The organism is Haloarchaeobius salinus (assembly GCF_024464185.1).
Taxonomy (GTDB): Archaea; Halobacteriota; Halobacteria; order Halobacteriales; family Natrialbaceae; genus Haloarchaeobius; species Haloarchaeobius salinus.
Genome location: NZ_JANHAU010000001.1, coordinates 987,244 through 1,002,119 on the forward strand (window position 1 = coordinate 987,244; position 14,876 = coordinate 1,002,119).

Here is a 14,876-nt window from a genome sequence, read left to right on the forward strand (position 1 = left end):
CTGGCGAGACTTTCTGGCTGTTTGAAACGGTTCCGTTGATCGCCGGAACGGGACACGCTGCTCCTCCGTTCGACACCGGATACGGTTGCCACCGCCGTAACCGGTTCCCAAGCACGACACCATGAGCCGGTAATGGCAACGGTCGGCGTCGGCGCGCGCCTCCACTTCGGCTTCCAGAACCTCTCGCTGGCGCACGCCAGGCTCTACGGCGGGCTCGGGGTTGCGCTCGCGGAGCCGCGGGTCCGGGTCACCGCCGAGCGGGCCGATGGCGTGGACTGCCCCGACGGGACCGTCCGCGGGTACGTCGAGCGCGCGACCGAGCTGCTCGACGTGCCCGGCGCGACCGTCTCGGTCGAGGAGACGCTCCCCAGACACGTCGGGCTCGGGAGCGGCACCCAGCTCGCGCTGGCGACGCTCGTCGCGGTCGCACACGCCCACGACCGGGAACCGCGGCTCCGCGAGCACGCCCCCGACCTCGGCCGGGGCGGCCGCTCGGGCGTCGGCGTCGCGGCGTTCGAGGACGGTGGCTTCGTCGTCGACGGCGGACATCCGACCGCGCGGTTCACCACGGAGCCGCCCGCGGAGGGCGAGTGGACCGTCCCGCCGGTGGTCGCCCGGCACGACCTGCCCGCAGAGTGGCGGTTCGTGCTCGCGATTCCGGACACCGCGCGGGGGCGCAACGGCGACCGCGAGGAGGCGAGCATGCGCGCGGTCGTCGAGCGCGCCGAGCCCGGTATCGCCGACGAGGTCGCGGGCGTCGTGAACCGCAGACTGCTCCCCGCGGCAGCGGAGGGTCGTCTGGACGACTTCGGCGACGCCGTCGCCGAAGTCGGCCGGCTCAACGGCGCGTGGTACGTCGACGAGCAGGGCGGGGTGTTCCGCCCGCCGGTCGGGACCGTCGTCGACGAGCTCGCCGGCGACCCCGCGGTCACCGGCGTCGGGCAGTCCTCCTGGGGCCCGACGGTGTACGGGCTGACCGACGTGGACCGGCAGGAAGCCGCGGTCGCGGCCGCCGAGGACGCACTCCGGGCCGCCGACGTGGACGGCGAGGTGCTCGTCGTCGGAGCCGCGAGCCGTGGTGCGCTGGTCGAGTGAGGCGGGTGCCGAAGCGCGGCGTCGCGACGACCGGCGTGGCTTCGACAGGTCCAAGACGACCCCCCGCACACACCGATGCAATGCGCTTCTTCGACCGACTCGCGGCCCGCATCGACGACCGGGACACGGTCGTCTCCGTCGGGCTGGACCCCGACCCGGACCGAATCCCCGACTTCCTCGCGGACTACGACCTGCCGCGCTGGGCGTTCAACCGCCGCATCATCGACGCGACCCACGAGCACGCCGCCTGCTTCAAGCCCAACGCGGCGTTCTACGAGGACGCGGACGGCTGGCGTGCCCTGCGGGAGACGGTCGCCTACGCCCACGGGAAGGACGTGCCGGTGCTGCTGGACGCCAAGCGCGCCGACATCGGGAACACGACGCGACAGTACGCGAAGCTGCTCGACGTGGTCGACGGCATCACCGTGAACCCGTACCTGGGCCGTGACTCGCTCGCCCCGTTCCTCGCCCGCGAGGAGTCGGGTGTCTTCGTCCTCGCCCGCACCTCGAACCCCGGCGGCTCGGACTTCCAGGACCTCGAACTCGCCACGGGGGAGCCGCTGTACGAGCGCGTCGCGACCCGCGCCTCGGAGTGGAACGAACACGGCAACGTCGCGCTGGTCGTCGGTGCGACCACGCCGGACGAACTTGCGGACGTCCGCGAGCGCGTCCCCCACCTCCCGTTCCTCGTCCCGGGCGTCGGCGCACAGGGCGGCGACGCCGAGGCCGCCGTCGAGCACGGTCTCACCGAGCTCCCCGAGGGGACCGAGTCCGCGGCCCGCGGCGTCGAGGTCGGGCTCGTGAACTCCTCGCGGGGTATCATCTTCGCCGGCGAGAACGCCCGCGGCGAGGGCGAGTTCTTCGCCGCCGCTGGCGACGCCGCCCGGCGGCTCAAGCGCCGGCTGAACCAGTATCGCTGACTCAGTACTGGTACGTGTCGCCGTCGGTGTCGGTCGGACCAGCACGCGACGAACAGTCGAGGCACAGCCCGTGCTCGCGCTCGTAGTGCCGGTCGCAGACCATCGCGCCACAGTGGTTGCACTGCTGGGTCGCACGGGCGTCCTCGCAGAGCTGGCAGAGGGTCTCGACGCTCATGCGAGAGCATAGCACGCCACGGGCCTTGAGTGTGTGCCAGCGCCGACGTCGAACCGGAACACCCGCGACCAACAACGGGTCCACCGAGAGATATTAGGCCGGGTAGTCCCTACCCCCGATTCGTGCGAGACTCACCGCTGTTGTTCGGTCTGGCGGCGGTGTTCGCGGGGCTGACGACGGTGCTGTTCGTCGTCGCCATCGTCACCCGCGAGCTGTTCGTCCTCGGGATCGCGGCCCCGTTAGCCCTGACCACGTACCTGTTCTGGTTCCAGGCGAGCGGGAAGCTGCGCGAACGGGTCGACGCGGGGACGTACCGCGACGCGTTCGGGCAGCGGCGACGGGCGGCCGAGCAGAAGGCGGCGGAGGGGCCACGCGGTCCCCGGAGCCGGTTCGGGCGGGAGGCGCGCCGGGCGGCCGAGGAGCGCCGCCGTCGTGCCCGGACGCGTGCAACGGCGGCGGGCGCGGGGGCGGGCGGTCGCAGGCAGCGGAGCCAGGGCGAGCGTCGACGGCGCGCCCCACGCACCACCGAGGGACCCACCCGGGGGGAGGCGCTGGACCGGCTGGACCTCGACGCCGGCGCGGACCCGGCCGACGTGCGGGAGGCGTACCGCGAGAAGGTCAAGGAGGTCCACCCGGACACGGCGGGCGGCGACGAGGAGGCGTTCAAGCGGGTGACCGCGGCGTACGACCGGCTGTCCGAGGAGTAGCGGCGGTCCCGACCAGCCGCGTCCTGTCGCCGGGGTGTGCGCTTTTGGGGCCGGGTGTCGATTGGGCAGGTATGGTCCCCGAGACGGTCGACCGGCGGCGGAGTCGGACCGCCGTGGTGCTGGCCATCGTACTCACCGGCATCGTCTACCTCGAGTTCTGGGACGGGACGGTGCCGCCGCTACCCGGGGCGGGGACGCTCGTCCTGGCGATCGGCGTCGGTATCGCGGCGGCGGTGCTCCAGCTGGCGTTCGAGGATGCACTGGACCCGCCGACGGTGCTCGACAACACGCTGGCGTTCCTGCTGCTGCTGGGGGCGGCGCTCGTCGTCGGGCTCTGGCTGTTCCCGCGGGGGTTGCCGGTCGCCGTCGAGTTCGGGATGCTCGCCTGGTTCTGGGCGACGGCCGTCGGCCGGCTCGTGCTGTACTACGGGAAGCGGGACTGAGCCGGTCTCTCGAGGGCTCCCGTGTGAACAGTACCCAAAAACACGGGAAGGCTTTTCCGTACTGTATGCTAACGCGAACCTATGAGCCCCGACAGGGCCGTGCTGGAACGGGCCCTCGAACGCGGCGAGCAGGAAGGCGGGAACGTCGAATTCAAGGAACGGCTCAGCAAGGACGTCCACCTCGCGGACGGCCGGCGCGAGAGTCTGGCGGCGCAGCTCCGTCACCGCGTGCTCTCCGGCGACGGGGAGGCGCTGTACGTGGTCGGCGTCACGGACGACGGCGGCCTCGCGGGTATCGAGCCCGGCACCTTCTCCGAGTCCATGGACGTGCTGAGCCTGCTGGCCGAGGAGGCCGGCGCACACCTCGATGACGTCCAGACGTGGGGCGTCGGCGAGGACGACGAGCGCGGCATCGTCGGCGTCGCGGTGGTACGCGAGGGGGCCGTATTGGAGACGGACGACACGCACATCGTCGTCGGCACGGCGGGGCACGTCGACCACGGCAAGTCCACGCTCGTCGGCTCGCTCGTCACCGGGCAGGCGGACGACGGCGACGGCTCCACGCGGGGCTACCTCGACGTGAAGCCACACGAGGTCGAGCGCGGGCTCTCCGCGGACCTCTCCTACGCCGTCTACGGCTTCGACGACGAGACGGGGCCGGTCCACATGGACAACCCGCACCGCAAACAGGACCGCGCCCGGGTCGTCGAGGAGGCCGACCGCCTCGTCTCGTTCGTCGACACGGTCGGCCACGAGCCGTGGCTCCGCACGACGATTCGCGGGCTCGTGGGACAGAAGCTCGACTACGGCCTGCTGACGGTCGCGGCCGACGACGGCCCGACGAAGACCACCCGCGAGCACCTCGGCGTGCTGCTCGCGACCGAGCTCCCGACGATGGTCGCCATCACGAAGGCCGACCTCGTCGACGAGGAGCGCCTGCGCGAGGTCGAACGCGAGGTCGAGCGCCTGCTCCGCGAGGTCGACAAGACGCCGCTGCGGGTCGAGCGCCACGGCGTCGACGCCGCCGTCGAGGAGATCGGCGAGACGGTCGTCCCCATCGTCACGACCAGCGCGGTGACGATGGACGGGCTCGGCACGCTCGACGAGCTGTTCGAGCGCCTGCCCAAGACCGCCGGCGACGACGGCGACTTCCGGATGTACGTCGACCGGACCTACTCCGTCACCGGCGTCGGCGCGGTCGCCTCCGGCACCATCATGGCCGGCGAGGTCGAGGCCGGCGACGAGCTCCTGCTCGGCCCGATGCCCGGCGGCGACTGGCGCGAGGTCGAGGTGCGCTCCATCGAGATGCACTACCACCGGGTCGACGAGGCACGGGCGGGTCGTATCGTCGGCATCGCGCTCAAGGGCGTCAGCGAGTCCGAGATCTCCCGCGGGATGGCGCTCGTCCCCCGCGGGAGCGGCCCCGCGACGGTGCGGGAGTTCGAGGCGGAAGTGATGGTACTCAACCACCCGACGCGCATCGACGACGGCTACGAGCCCGTCGTCCACCTCGAGACCATCAGCGAGGCCGCCGTCTTCCACCCGGACGACGGCCAGTTGCTCCCCGGCGACACCGGCCACGCGACGGTCCGGTTCAAGTTCCAGCCCTACCTCGTCGAGGAGGGCCAGCGGTTCGTCTTCCGCGAGGGCCAGTCCAAGGGCGTCGGCACCGTCACCGGAGTCCACCGGGAGTAGACACGACACCCGTTCTCGCGACCGCCCTGACCACGCAGGCCCCGTTCCCCGATAACGGTTTCAGACCCCCCGTCGTACCCCTACCTCCGATGGATCCGGACGCCCTGGCCACCCGTCTCCTCACCGCCGCCACCGGGCTGGTCCTCCTCGTGCTGTACCTGCTGCTCGGTGCCCTGTTCGCCGGCGTGTTCGCCGTCCTCTGGGCGGGCACCCCCGACCCCGTCTGGCTCGCCGTCGCGTTGCTCGCCTCCGCGCTGCTGTTCGGCTACGCGAGCTACCGTGGCGGCACCGCCCGCATCCTCTCCTCGCTCGAGGCGACGGAGCTCCCCCGGGACCGCGCCCCGGAGCTCCACGCCCGCGTCGAGCGCCTCGCCGACCGGATGGACGTCGGGTCGCCGACGCTGCTCGTCGGCCGGATGCCCATGCCCAACGCGCTCGCCATCGGCGGGCGCGCCGACGGCAGCGTTGTCGTCCTCGACGCCGGGCTGTTCCGCCTGCTCACGCTGGACGAGCTGGAGACCATCGTCGCCCACGAGCTCGCCCACATCGAGAGCCGCGACAGCCTCGTCCAGACGCTCGGCTACAGCGTCCTCGAGACGTTCAGCGGCTTGCTGTTCCTCCTGCTGTTGCCCGTGGGCCTCCTCGTCGTCGGGGTGCGACGTGCGGTCCGACTCCTGCTCGGCCGTCCCGTCGAGCCGCTCGTCAAGCACGTCGAGCGTGCGTACGTCGTCGTCGCCGGTGTCGTCGTCGCCTCGACCGTCGTCGCGACGCTGCTGCTGCGGGCGCACTCCCGTCGGCGCGAGCTCTTCGCCGACGACCGTGCCGCCGACGTGACCGGTCGCCCCGCCGACCTCGCCCGCGCGCTGACCCGCATCGAGCGCGCGTCGACCCCCGACCGTGGCCTGCTCTCCTCGCTGTACATCCACGGCGAGGACGAGGGCGGCCTCACGCGACTGTTCGCGACGCACCCGCCGATGCGCGAGCGCGTCGAGCGCCTGCTCGACCGCGCGGACGAGGCCTGGACACCCATCGAGGTCCAGTAGCCGGCGCGTCGGGGGACCGTCGAGCGGGCGACGCTACCGCCAGGGCGGCTCGACCAGCTCGTCCAGTCGCTCGACCGCGTACGTCGGCGTCGGCTCCGGCGTCGACCCGTCGCCGAGCCACACCGAGCGCAGGCCGGCCGCGTGGGCCCCCTGCACGTCGGAGGTGAGCGAGTTCCCCACGTGGACCGCGCGGTCCGCGTCGGCGTCGAGCAGGTCCAGCACGTGGTGGAACGGCTCCGGAGCCGGTTTCGCCGCGGTGTCGTAGCCCGCGTGGACGACGTGCTCGAACCGGTCCGTGAACGGGAGCGCGCCCAGCTTCGCGGTCTGCATCGCCGGTGCGCCGTTCGTGACGATGGCGAGCCGGTGGTCGGCGGCGAGGGCGTCGACGGCCGCAGCCGCGCCCGGCAGCGGGTCGACCGCCGTCTGGTCCCGTGTCTCGGTGTAGGCGTCGGCGACCGCGTGGCCGTCCTCGGGGTCGAGCCCGCGGTCGCTGGCGAGATCGGCGAAGCAGAGCCGACGGAGGTGGCCGATGTCGTCGGCTTCCTCGGCGTAGTCGTCGTAGACCCCCACGTAGTCGCTGGCGTCGAACACCGGCTCGACGCCCGCGGCCTCGAACGACAGCGAGAGCACCTCGCCGACGCTCCGCCGGTACCGACAGAGCGTGTCGTCGAGGTCGAACAGCACCGTGTCGACTGGGTCGGTCATCGTGTCGGAGTGGGACCCGATGGCCCTTAAACTGGTGGACCGGACTTATGCCGACGCGCACGGACCCGGACGTATGGACGACCCACTCGTCTTCTCCCTCCCGGACAGCGTCTTCGTCGCGTTCGACGACGAGCCGACCGTCGCGGACCGGCGGGGCGCGCGCCACGCCATCGACGCCGACGACTTCGCGGCGTTCTTCCGTCGCTACGGCGTCGACATCCGCGAGGCCGACGGCGAGGACGTGCGCTCCCTCGGCGACCTGCTCTCGACGCTCTCGTGGGAGGACGCCGAGGCGACGACGGTGCCACATCCGGCCGACGCCGACGAGCTCGCCGCCCTCACGCGGTTGTTCCTCGCCTACGGCGCGGCGGGCGCGAGCCTCGACCCCGCCGACGGCACGACGACGTACCTCGACGACGACGGGCTGCGGGCGACCGCGCGACGGACGGCGGACGGCTGTGACGGCTGTACGGCCGCCGCGGTCGACCAGATCGGCGCGACGTACTACGAGATCTGCGACCCGCACCGCAGAGCACTGTACCGGCGGGCGGTCGAAGCCGCGGCCGACGACGAGCCCGACCTCGACGCCATCGACGTCGCCGACTGCGTGGACAGGCTCGAGAGCGACGACGACCCGACCGCCGCGGCGGCCGCACTCGCCAGGGTCGCCCGCGAGGAACCCGGGCGCGTCCGGCCCGCAAGCGATGCGCTGTTCGACGTGCTCGACCGGCTGCGGGCGGACCCGTTCGCCGACGAGGGGCCGGCGACGGCCGCGGTCACCGCGCTGGCCGGACTGGCGACGGTCGACGCCGAGACGCGGACGCGGCTCGTCGAGCTCCTGGACGACGACCACGCCGGCGTCCGACGCTGTGCCGCGACCGCCGTCGGCGTCGCCGCGGAGGACCCACCGACTGCGGCCGCCCTCGTCGCGAGCGAGGACGACGACGGCCTGCTCGACCGTGTCGTCGGCGGGGCGGGGTCGTCGCCGACCATCGAACGCCTGCGGGCGATGCTCGACGAGGAGTCGCCCGGGAACCGCGCCCGGGCGCTGTTCGCGCTGACCGAGCTCGCCCGGGACGAGCCTGCCGCCGTCGCACCGGTCGCCGAGGCGATCCGGGCCCACCTCGGCGACGACGACCCGGACGCGCGGTTCCGGGCGATCATCGCTCTCGGGGTCCTCGCCCGCCACGACTCCGACCTCGTGGGCGACGCCCTCGGGCGACTCCGGGGGTTCGCCGGCGGCGAAGGCCCGGACGCCGACGCGGCGACGGTCGCGCTCGCGTACTGCCTCGCGGGCGGACTGGACGTGGGCACGGACCGGGGCGACCTCCGCCGGGGGATGCGCGACCTCGCGGACCCCTCCCGACAGCCAGTCCGGACCGTCCGGGAGGCCGCGCTGGCGCTCGGCGCGGTCGGCAGCGACTCGGACCGGGACTACCTCTCGTGGGTCCGGGACTGCGCGGGCTCGCCCCGCGTGGCGAACGCGGCCGAGCGGGCGGCGCGGGACCTCCGCGAGCGGGTCTGAGGACGCCCCTACCGTCGTGTGCGAACGGGTCACATCCCTGGCGAACCGTTTTTAGCTGGCTGGACGATGCAGGCCCATGGACCTGTTCCCCGCCGCGTTCGAGACCGAGCGACTGCGGTACGAGCGACTCGACGAGTCGATGGGGGCGTTCGAGCTGTACGAGCACACGAGCAGCGACGAGTTCGCCGAGATCGGCCGGTTCATCTCGAAGGGCCAGCACCACACGCCGAAGGAGGCCGCGGACTACCTGGCCGAATCGGCGGAGCGCTGGACCGAGGGCAGCCGCGCGAACTGGGCGATGTACCCGAAAGCCGGCGAGGACGGTGCCGGCGAGTTCGCCGGCGTCGCGAGCTGCATCCCGCTGTGGGACCGCCGGACCGCACGGCTCGGCGTCTGGCTCCGGAAGCCGTTCTGGGGTCGGGGCTACTCCGGCGAGCGCGCGGACGCCCTTATCTCGCTGGCGTTCGACCGACTCGACCTCGAACTCGTCGGCGCGGGCTGTGTGGCCGGGAACGAGAACTCGAAGCGCGCCATCGAGAAGTACGTCGACCGCTGGGGCGGGACGTACGAGGGCCTGCTGCGGAACTGGCTCACCCTCGACGACGAACCCCGGGACCTCCACCGCTTCAGCATCAGCCGCGCGGAGTACGAGGCGAGCGACGTCGCGCCGGAGCTGGCCGTCGATGAGTGAGCTGTTCCCCGACCGCATCGAGAGCGAGCGGCTCGTCCTCGAACACGAGTCGCCCGCCGACGCGGACCTCTTCGAGCGGTACCGGCACCTGTCGACGGACGCGGTCGACCCGGCGGCGTTCGAGTACATCCCGGTCTCGCCCCACGAGCATCCCCAGGACACCGCGGAGATGCTGAGCCATCGACACGAGCGCTGGGCGGACGGCGTCGGTGCGACCTACGTCGTCCGGCCGAAAGCGGGCGAGGACGGAGCAGGCCTCCCGGCCGGTGAGGCCGAACTGCTCGCCGACTGGGAGAAGCGGAGCGCGTACTTCGCGTTCGGCCTCCGGAAGCGGTTCTGGGGGCGGGGCTACTCCGGCGAGCGCGCCGCCGCGCTCGTCTCGCTGGCGTTCGACCGGCTCGACCTCGAGGTCGTGACCGTCACCCACCTCGATGCCAACGAGAACTCGCGTCGGGCCGTCGAGAAGTACGTCGAGCGCTTCGGCGGCCGGCGCGAGGGCACCATCAGGAACCAGCTCACGCTCGACGACGAGCCCGTCGATACCGTCCGCTACAGCATCAGTCGCGCCGAGTACGGGGCCAGCGACCCGGAGCGCGAGCACACGTTCCACGACACGATGACTGACCGCCACACACGACCGACGACCACCACAGACGACGAGACCCAGCCATGAACGTCGAACTCACCGACTGGGAGGGGCTGCTCCCCCGACGCATCGACACCGACCGCCTGACGCTGCTCCCGTCCACTCCGGAGGTGCTGGATCCGCTCGCGTTCTACCGGGTCTGCTCGGGCGACCCGGCCATCGACGAGGTGACCGAACACCTCACCTGGGAGCCCCACGCGACCCCGAAGGAGACGCTGGAGTTCCTCGAGATGACCAGGGAGGGACTCGACGCCGGCGAGGACGCCAGCTACCAGCTGTACGTCGAGCCGGCCGACGCGCCCGGAGACATCGACGGCCCGTCGCCCCGCGGGCCGTACGCCGACACCGACCTCGTGCTCGCCGGCGGTGCGGGCATGGGTATCGACTGGGACCGACGGACCGGGACGCTCGGGACGTGGCTCCGCAAGCCGTTCTGGGGGCGGGGCTACTCCGGCGAGCGTGCCGCCGCGTTCGTCGCACTGGCGTTCGAGTGCCTCGACCTCGAGGTCGTCGCCGTCGAGCACGTCGCCGGGAACGAGAACTCCCGACGGGCAATCGGGAAGTACGTCGAGCGCTTCGGCGGCCGGAAGGAGGGCGCGCTCCGGAACTGGGCGCTGAAAGACGGCGAGCCGGTCACCCAGCACCGCTACAGCATCACCCGCGAGGAGTACGAGGCGAGCGACGCCGGGCTCGACGTGGTCGGCGCGCCGTGAGCGAGCCGCGGCCGGTCGCGGCTCCCGTGACGGCCGGCCGGCCGACGAGTCCGCGACCAACGCCCGGTTCGATTCGCGAGGTGGGTACTTGAAAGCGACCCCTACAATATTTGATTGAAATGTGATATAGTCAACGGAACGGAGGCAACGAACCGGGAGTTTGCCGAAGATATTTACCGAATGCGGCAGAACTGGTTCCTGTCATGTCATCGAACACGAGCCTCGAGAACTCGCGGCTGAACGGGACCGGTGTCGACGTGCGCTCGGCCGCCATCAGCGCGGGTGCCGGCGCGGTCGCCTTCGTGGCGAGCTACCTGGTGACGTTCCTGCTGTGGACCCAGACCGCACTCCCGGACCCGGAGACGTTCGACCAGGCCATCGACCAGGCGTTCGTCCAGTCGGTCCGCGACACCGTGCCGTCGTGGAAGGCCGCGGGGATGACGCTGTACAACGCCCACTTCGTCGACCTCACCTACAGCACGCCGTCCGGCTCCAGCGCGGTGAACCTCATCGACGCGGCCGGTGGCGGCCTCGTCACCTTCGCGCTGGCCGTGCCGCCGCTGTTCCTGCTGCTCGCGGGGTTCGTGGCGGTGTCCGTCGGCGACGTGACGACCGACCTGCCGAACGCGGTGGCCGCGGGCGCGCTCGTCCTCGTCGGCTACCTGCTGTTCGCGCTCGTCGGGACCGTCCTGTTCGGCCACACCGAGACCGTCGAGTTCTTCGGCTTCTCGGGCCAGTACACCCTCAGCGTCCCGCTCGTCTCGACCGTCGTCTTCCTCGGCGTCGTCTACCCGGTCGTGTTCGGCGGTCTCGGCGGCGTCGGCGCGTACCTCCTGCAGAACTAGAGCTCGCGGGCGACCATCTCGCCCCAGTGCGCGAAGCCGTGTCGCTCGTAGAACGCCCGCGCCCGCTCGTTCTCCCGGTCCACGTCGAGCACCAGCCGGTCGAGCGGCAGGTCCTGTGACCGCGCGAACGCGACCGCCTCGTCCATGAGGTCGTCGGCGACGCCCGTGCCGCGGTGGGCGGGGGCGACCCACAGTTCGTTCAGCACCGCCGCGTCCCAGACGTGCGCGAGCCGTTCGGGCAGCACGAACACGTAGCCCGCCAGTGCGTCGACCGGGTCGTCGCCGTCGTCCGGTCCCTCGTCACCTTCGGGCTCGACGAGGATGCAGCGCTCGTCGTCGGTGACACAGCGGTCGACCCACGCGAACCAGGATTCACGGTAGTCGTCGGTGAGTTTGCCCTCGTACTTCGCCCGCTTGTCGTCACCACCCGTGCCCGAGCCGAGGCCGAGCTCGAACGCCCGCTTCGCCTCCCAGAGCGCCTCGGCGTCGGTGTCGGGGTCGTACGGTCTGACCATGCCCGGGCTTCGTCGTGCGGTGGCTTCAGTCGTGTGGGTCCGGTCCGGCACGGCGAGCTCAGGCCGCGTACTCGTCGTACAGCCGGCTCGTCATCACGAACGCGCCGGTGACGACGAGCAGGAGCTGCTCGCCGCTGTCCGCGAGCGGGAACACGCGCTCTTGCACCTCGGCCTCGCCCGATCGGTCCGGGTTCGTGTCCACGCCCGTGTGGTACTGGGTCTCCTGCGTGGAGCCACGAGAGACCGACTGCGCGGGCTCCTCGCTCTCGAGCTCGACGAACGTCTGCACGAACCCCTTCCGGTCCGAGAGGTACATCTCGCCGTTGAACGCGTAGAACTGGTCGTGGACCGGCCAGAACAGGTTCGCGCCGTTGGTCATCAGGTCCGGGCCGATGGCCCCGAAGAGGGCGGCGACGACCGCCACCGCGCCGACGCGGTGGGCGGTGGGACCGAACCGACCGCGGAGGAGCGAGCCGTCGCCGCGCGAGCGGTCGTACAGCAGTACGATGCCGATGGCGGCGAGGAACACCAGCGAGTGGAACGCCGCGCGGTGCGCGCCGACGAGCACGAACCCGAGGAACACGTCGAGGTCGACCAGCATCGTCAGTCCGAGTACGGCGAGCAGGGCGCGCCAGGAGAACGCGCGACCGAGGAGGGCACACGCGACCACACCGGCGAGTGCCACGTGAACGACTGTCGAGGGCATACCGGAGGCATCGTCGCTCGGAGCAAAACCCTTCGGGTTCGTCAGGTGTCGAAGGGGACTTTCGATACGCTTTTGCGCCGCGTGACCCTCCACCGGACGATGAGCGACAGCCCACGCCGACAGCTGGCGACGAAGATCGCCGGCGAGGTCACCCTCTCCGCGGACCCCGGTTCGACCCTGCGGAAGTGGCGCACCGACTTCGACATCTCCCAGACGAACCTCGCGGCCGAGCTCGACGTCTCGTCGTCGGTCATCTCGGACTACGAGAGCGGCCGCCGCGAGAACCCTGGCATCGGCGTCGTGAGCCGCATCGTCGAGGCGCTCCTGACCATCGACGAGTCACGCGGCGGCGACCACATCCGCCAGTACGCCCGCGTCCTCTCGGCGGGCTTCGAGAGCGACATCGTCCGCGACCTGCGCGAGTACCCGACGACCGTCCCGCTCTCGCGGCTGTACGACGCCATCGACGCGACCGAGGTGCAGTCCGGCCACGCGACCAGCGTCTCCGGGCACACCGTCATCGACTCCATCGCGGCCATCACGCGGCTCTCGTCCGAGGAGTTCTACCGGCTCTACGGCCAGTCCACCTCGCGGGCGCTCGTGTTCACCGAGATAACGCGCGGGGAGTCGCCGCTCGTGGCGATGCGCGTCGTCACCCCCACCCCGAACGCCGTCGTCCTGCACGGCATCGACGAGGAGGACCTCTGGGAGCACGCGCCGAAGCTCGCCCGCGCCGACGGCTTCTCGCTGGCCGTCACCGACGCCTCGACCGAGGAGATGCTGGAGTCGCTCGCGTCGCTGCCGTAGCTCCCCGGCTCAGTTCACCGGTGACACTGTTTCCGAGCCAGAAAACCTGCGGCCCGGTTTTTATGCATACGGGCCACAGGATACGATGGCGACGGCCGCCCACCCCCGCCATCCACCGTCGCCAGCCCCCGATCCACACCGGCCGGCGTCGGACCCCGCCCTGGGTCCGGGGCCGGCCGCTCCCGACCCATCGCCCGTTGCCGCCCGCACGCTCTGGTTCACCCCGCTGACGCGACCGGCCGCCCTCGCGACCGGCCGCCACCCGATTCGCGTCGCTCGTTCTACTCGACGTACGTGTACTTCCGCTCGCCCATCCGGCCCCAGCCGTCGAAGGCGAACTCGCCCTCGGGCGTCGTGAACTCCTCCAGCTCCGAGTCCGTCTCGTGGTTGTGCCGGTCGTGGACCTGCTCGTACTCCGCCCACGAGAGGTCGTACCGCTCGGCGATCTGCTCGTCGACGTCGAGCGCCGCGATCTCGTCGGCCCAGCCGTCCTGGACGACCTCGCCGTGGATCTCGGCCTGCGCACCCGAGCCGTAGGACGCGACGAGCATCGACTCGCCGGCCACGTCGCGGTCGGCCTCCAGCGCCGTCTTCAGCGCGGAGACGCGCGCGAGGTGGACCGAGCCCGTGTACCAGTTGCCAACGTCACGCGAGATGGTCAGCGTCGGGTCGACCGTCGCCGCGTACCAGTCCTGGTACTGCTCGGTCTCCTTCAGCGCGTCCATGTACTCGCGCACGGCCTCCTCGTACGCGCCGTCGTCGTCGAAGCTCTCGCGGCGCGGCTGGCGGCCGATGCCCTCCGCGAGCTCCTCCTCGACCGGCGTGTCGCGAGTGACGTGCCGGTACGCCAGCGCCGCCGCCTTCCGGACCATGCCCGGGTACGGCGTGTGGAACGGCGCGTAGATGAAATCGTCCAGGTGGACGTCGCCCGAGACACTCTCGTAGTCCTCCAGCGCCTCGCGCATCCGGGCGAGGTACACCTGCACCGAGCGCTTGCCGTCGACGCTCGGGAACTGCTGGTTCGGCTTCAGGAAGTCCGTCTCGTCCGCGCTGCCGTAGCCCTGGTCGGTCGACAGCTCGACCAGGTCCGGGTCCTCGTCGATGAGCATCGCGACCGCGCCCGCGCCCTGGGTCGCCTCGCCGGAGTCGTCACGCGCGTACAGCGCGGTGTCCGTGGCGACGACCAGCGCCGCACGACCCCGGTTCCGGCCCGCGCGGATCCAGTTGTACGCGTCGTCGATGCTCTGGGTGCCCGCGATGCAGGCGAACTTCCGCTCGCCCTTGTTCGCGTGGTGGAAGTCCCCGGCGTACACCTGCTCGAGACAGCCCGCGATGTACGTCGAGATGGGCTTGGAGTTGTCGAAGCTCGACTCCGTGGCCACGTCGATGCGGCCGATGTCGTCGGGTTCGAGCCCCTTCCGGTCCATCAGCTTCTTCGACGCGTTCGCGCCCATCGTCACGATGTCCTCGTAGGAGTCCGGCAGCGACGATGCCCGCAGGCCCAGCCCCTTCGTGAAGTACTCCGGGTCCTTGCCCTTCTCCGTCGCGAACGTCTCGGCGAGGTCGAGTTTCAGGTTGCCCGTCCAGACTTCGACCGCGTCGATACCGACTGCTGTCATGTGGGGGAATGGGTGGACTGGCTATT

At 71.4% G+C, this 14,876-nt stretch carries 17 protein-coding genes; 12 read left to right on the top strand and 5 right to left on the bottom strand.

Annotation, left to right across the window (positions count from 1 at the left end; all coding sequences use genetic code 11):
* The first annotated feature begins 132 nt into the window (after nucleotides 1-132).
* Both NO345_RS05020 and pyrF read left to right on the top strand, forming a co-directional pair.
* Nucleotides 133-1,095 carry a beta-ribofuranosylaminobenzene 5'-phosphate synthase family protein gene (locus NO345_RS05020; protein WP_256297048.1) on the top strand — a complete coding sequence of 321 codons (963 nt, stop codon included), beginning with the start codon at nucleotides 133-135 and terminating at the stop codon, nucleotides 1,093-1,095.
* A gap of 80 nt (nucleotides 1,096-1,175) precedes the next feature.
* Complete coding sequence (pyrF, locus tag NO345_RS05025; RefSeq protein ID WP_256297049.1) at nucleotides 1,176-2,015, top strand: orotidine-5'-phosphate decarboxylase; 840 nt, start codon at nucleotides 1,176-1,178, stop codon at nucleotides 2,013-2,015.
* Nucleotide 2,016: 1 nt separating this feature from the next.
* Here pyrF and NO345_RS05030 read toward each other — a convergent pair whose 3' ends face one another.
* Nucleotides 2,017-2,190, bottom strand: a complete 174-nt coding sequence (locus NO345_RS05030; protein WP_256297051.1) for a hypothetical protein — start codon at nucleotides 2,188-2,190, stop codon at nucleotides 2,017-2,019.
* Between the two features lie 122 nt (nucleotides 2,191-2,312).
* Here NO345_RS05030 and NO345_RS05035 point away from each other — a divergent pair, with 122 nt between their 5' ends.
* From NO345_RS05035 to NO345_RS05050, 4 genes are all read left to right on the top strand, one after another.
* The gene (locus NO345_RS05035; protein WP_256297052.1) at nucleotides 2,313-2,897 is read left to right on the top strand and encodes a J domain-containing protein; all 585 of its coding nucleotides are present in this window, start codon (nucleotides 2,313-2,315) and stop codon (nucleotides 2,895-2,897) included.
* 71 nt (nucleotides 2,898-2,968) lie between these two features.
* Entirely contained in the window at nucleotides 2,969-3,340 is a 372-nt protein-coding gene (locus tag NO345_RS05040; RefSeq protein ID WP_256297054.1) for a hypothetical protein, read from the top strand.
* Between the two features lie 81 nt (nucleotides 3,341-3,421).
* Nucleotides 3,422-5,035, top strand: a complete 1,614-nt coding sequence (locus NO345_RS05045) for a GTPBP1 family GTP-binding protein (protein WP_256297056.1) — start codon at nucleotides 3,422-3,424, stop codon at nucleotides 5,033-5,035.
* A gap of 89 nt (nucleotides 5,036-5,124) precedes the next feature.
* The gene (locus NO345_RS05050) at nucleotides 5,125-6,078 is read left to right on the top strand and encodes a M48 family metallopeptidase (RefSeq protein WP_256297058.1); all 954 of its coding nucleotides are present in this window, start codon (nucleotides 5,125-5,127) and stop codon (nucleotides 6,076-6,078) included.
* 33 nt (nucleotides 6,079-6,111) lie between these two features.
* Here the strand turns inward: NO345_RS05050 and NO345_RS05055 are convergent, their stop codons facing one another.
* Nucleotides 6,112-6,783, bottom strand: coding sequence for an HAD family hydrolase (locus tag NO345_RS05055; RefSeq protein ID WP_256297060.1), 672 nt, complete (start codon nucleotides 6,781-6,783; stop codon nucleotides 6,112-6,114).
* A 73-nt stretch (nucleotides 6,784-6,856) separates the two neighbouring features.
* Here NO345_RS05055 and NO345_RS05060 point away from each other — a divergent pair, with 73 nt between their 5' ends.
* The 5 genes from NO345_RS05060 (at nucleotide 6,857) to NO345_RS05080 (ending at nucleotide 11,203) form a co-directional block, all read left to right on the top strand.
* Nucleotides 6,857-8,308, top strand: coding sequence for a hypothetical protein (locus NO345_RS05060; RefSeq protein ID WP_256297062.1), 1,452 nt, complete (start codon nucleotides 6,857-6,859; stop codon nucleotides 8,306-8,308).
* 76 nt (nucleotides 8,309-8,384) lie between these two features.
* On the top strand, nucleotides 8,385-8,999 hold the full coding sequence (locus tag NO345_RS05065) for a GNAT family N-acetyltransferase (RefSeq protein WP_256297064.1): 615 nt from the start codon (nucleotides 8,385-8,387) through the stop codon (nucleotides 8,997-8,999).
* Between the two features lies 1 nt (nucleotide 9,000).
* On the top strand, nucleotides 9,001-9,672 hold the full coding sequence (locus NO345_RS05070) for a GNAT family N-acetyltransferase (RefSeq protein WP_438266758.1): 672 nt from the start codon (nucleotides 9,001-9,003) through the stop codon (nucleotides 9,670-9,672).
* Complete coding sequence (locus NO345_RS05075; protein ID WP_256297068.1) at nucleotides 9,669-10,358, top strand: GNAT family N-acetyltransferase; 690 nt, start codon at nucleotides 9,669-9,671, stop codon at nucleotides 10,356-10,358. The genes NO345_RS05070 and NO345_RS05075 overlap by 4 nt, the downstream gene beginning before the upstream one ends.
* 203 nt (nucleotides 10,359-10,561) lie before the next feature.
* Nucleotides 10,562-11,203 (top strand): DUF7978 family protein, encoded by a 642-nt coding sequence (locus tag NO345_RS05080; RefSeq protein WP_256297070.1) that lies wholly within the window; start codon nucleotides 10,562-10,564, stop codon nucleotides 11,201-11,203.
* On the opposite strand, the gene NO345_RS05085 is transcribed toward NO345_RS05080, so the two are convergent.
* Together NO345_RS05085 and NO345_RS05090 are read right to left on the bottom strand one after the other, a co-directional pair.
* Nucleotides 11,200-11,718: a GNAT family N-acetyltransferase gene (locus tag NO345_RS05085; RefSeq protein ID WP_256297072.1), complete on the bottom strand. Its 519-nt coding sequence runs from the start codon at nucleotides 11,716-11,718 to the stop codon at nucleotides 11,200-11,202. The two genes, NO345_RS05080 and NO345_RS05085, sit on opposite strands and share 4 nt — an antisense overlap.
* A gap of 58 nt (nucleotides 11,719-11,776) precedes the next feature.
* Nucleotides 11,777-12,424 carry a metal-dependent hydrolase gene (locus NO345_RS05090; RefSeq protein ID WP_256297074.1) on the bottom strand — a complete coding sequence of 216 codons (648 nt, stop codon included), beginning with the start codon at nucleotides 12,422-12,424 and terminating at the stop codon, nucleotides 11,777-11,779.
* A 99-nt stretch (nucleotides 12,425-12,523) separates the two neighbouring features.
* Here NO345_RS05090 and NO345_RS05095 point away from each other — a divergent pair, with 99 nt between their 5' ends.
* Nucleotides 12,524-13,231 carry a helix-turn-helix domain-containing protein gene (locus NO345_RS05095; RefSeq protein WP_256297076.1) on the top strand — a complete coding sequence of 236 codons (708 nt, stop codon included), beginning with the start codon at nucleotides 12,524-12,526 and terminating at the stop codon, nucleotides 13,229-13,231.
* Between the two features lie 281 nt (nucleotides 13,232-13,512).
* Here the strand turns inward: NO345_RS05095 and hmgB are convergent, their stop codons facing one another.
* Nucleotides 13,513-14,850 carry a hydroxymethylglutaryl-CoA synthase gene (gene hmgB / locus NO345_RS05100; RefSeq protein WP_256297077.1) on the bottom strand — a complete coding sequence of 446 codons (1,338 nt, stop codon included), beginning with the start codon at nucleotides 14,848-14,850 and terminating at the stop codon, nucleotides 13,513-13,515.
* Nucleotides 14,851-14,876 lie beyond the last annotated feature (26 nt).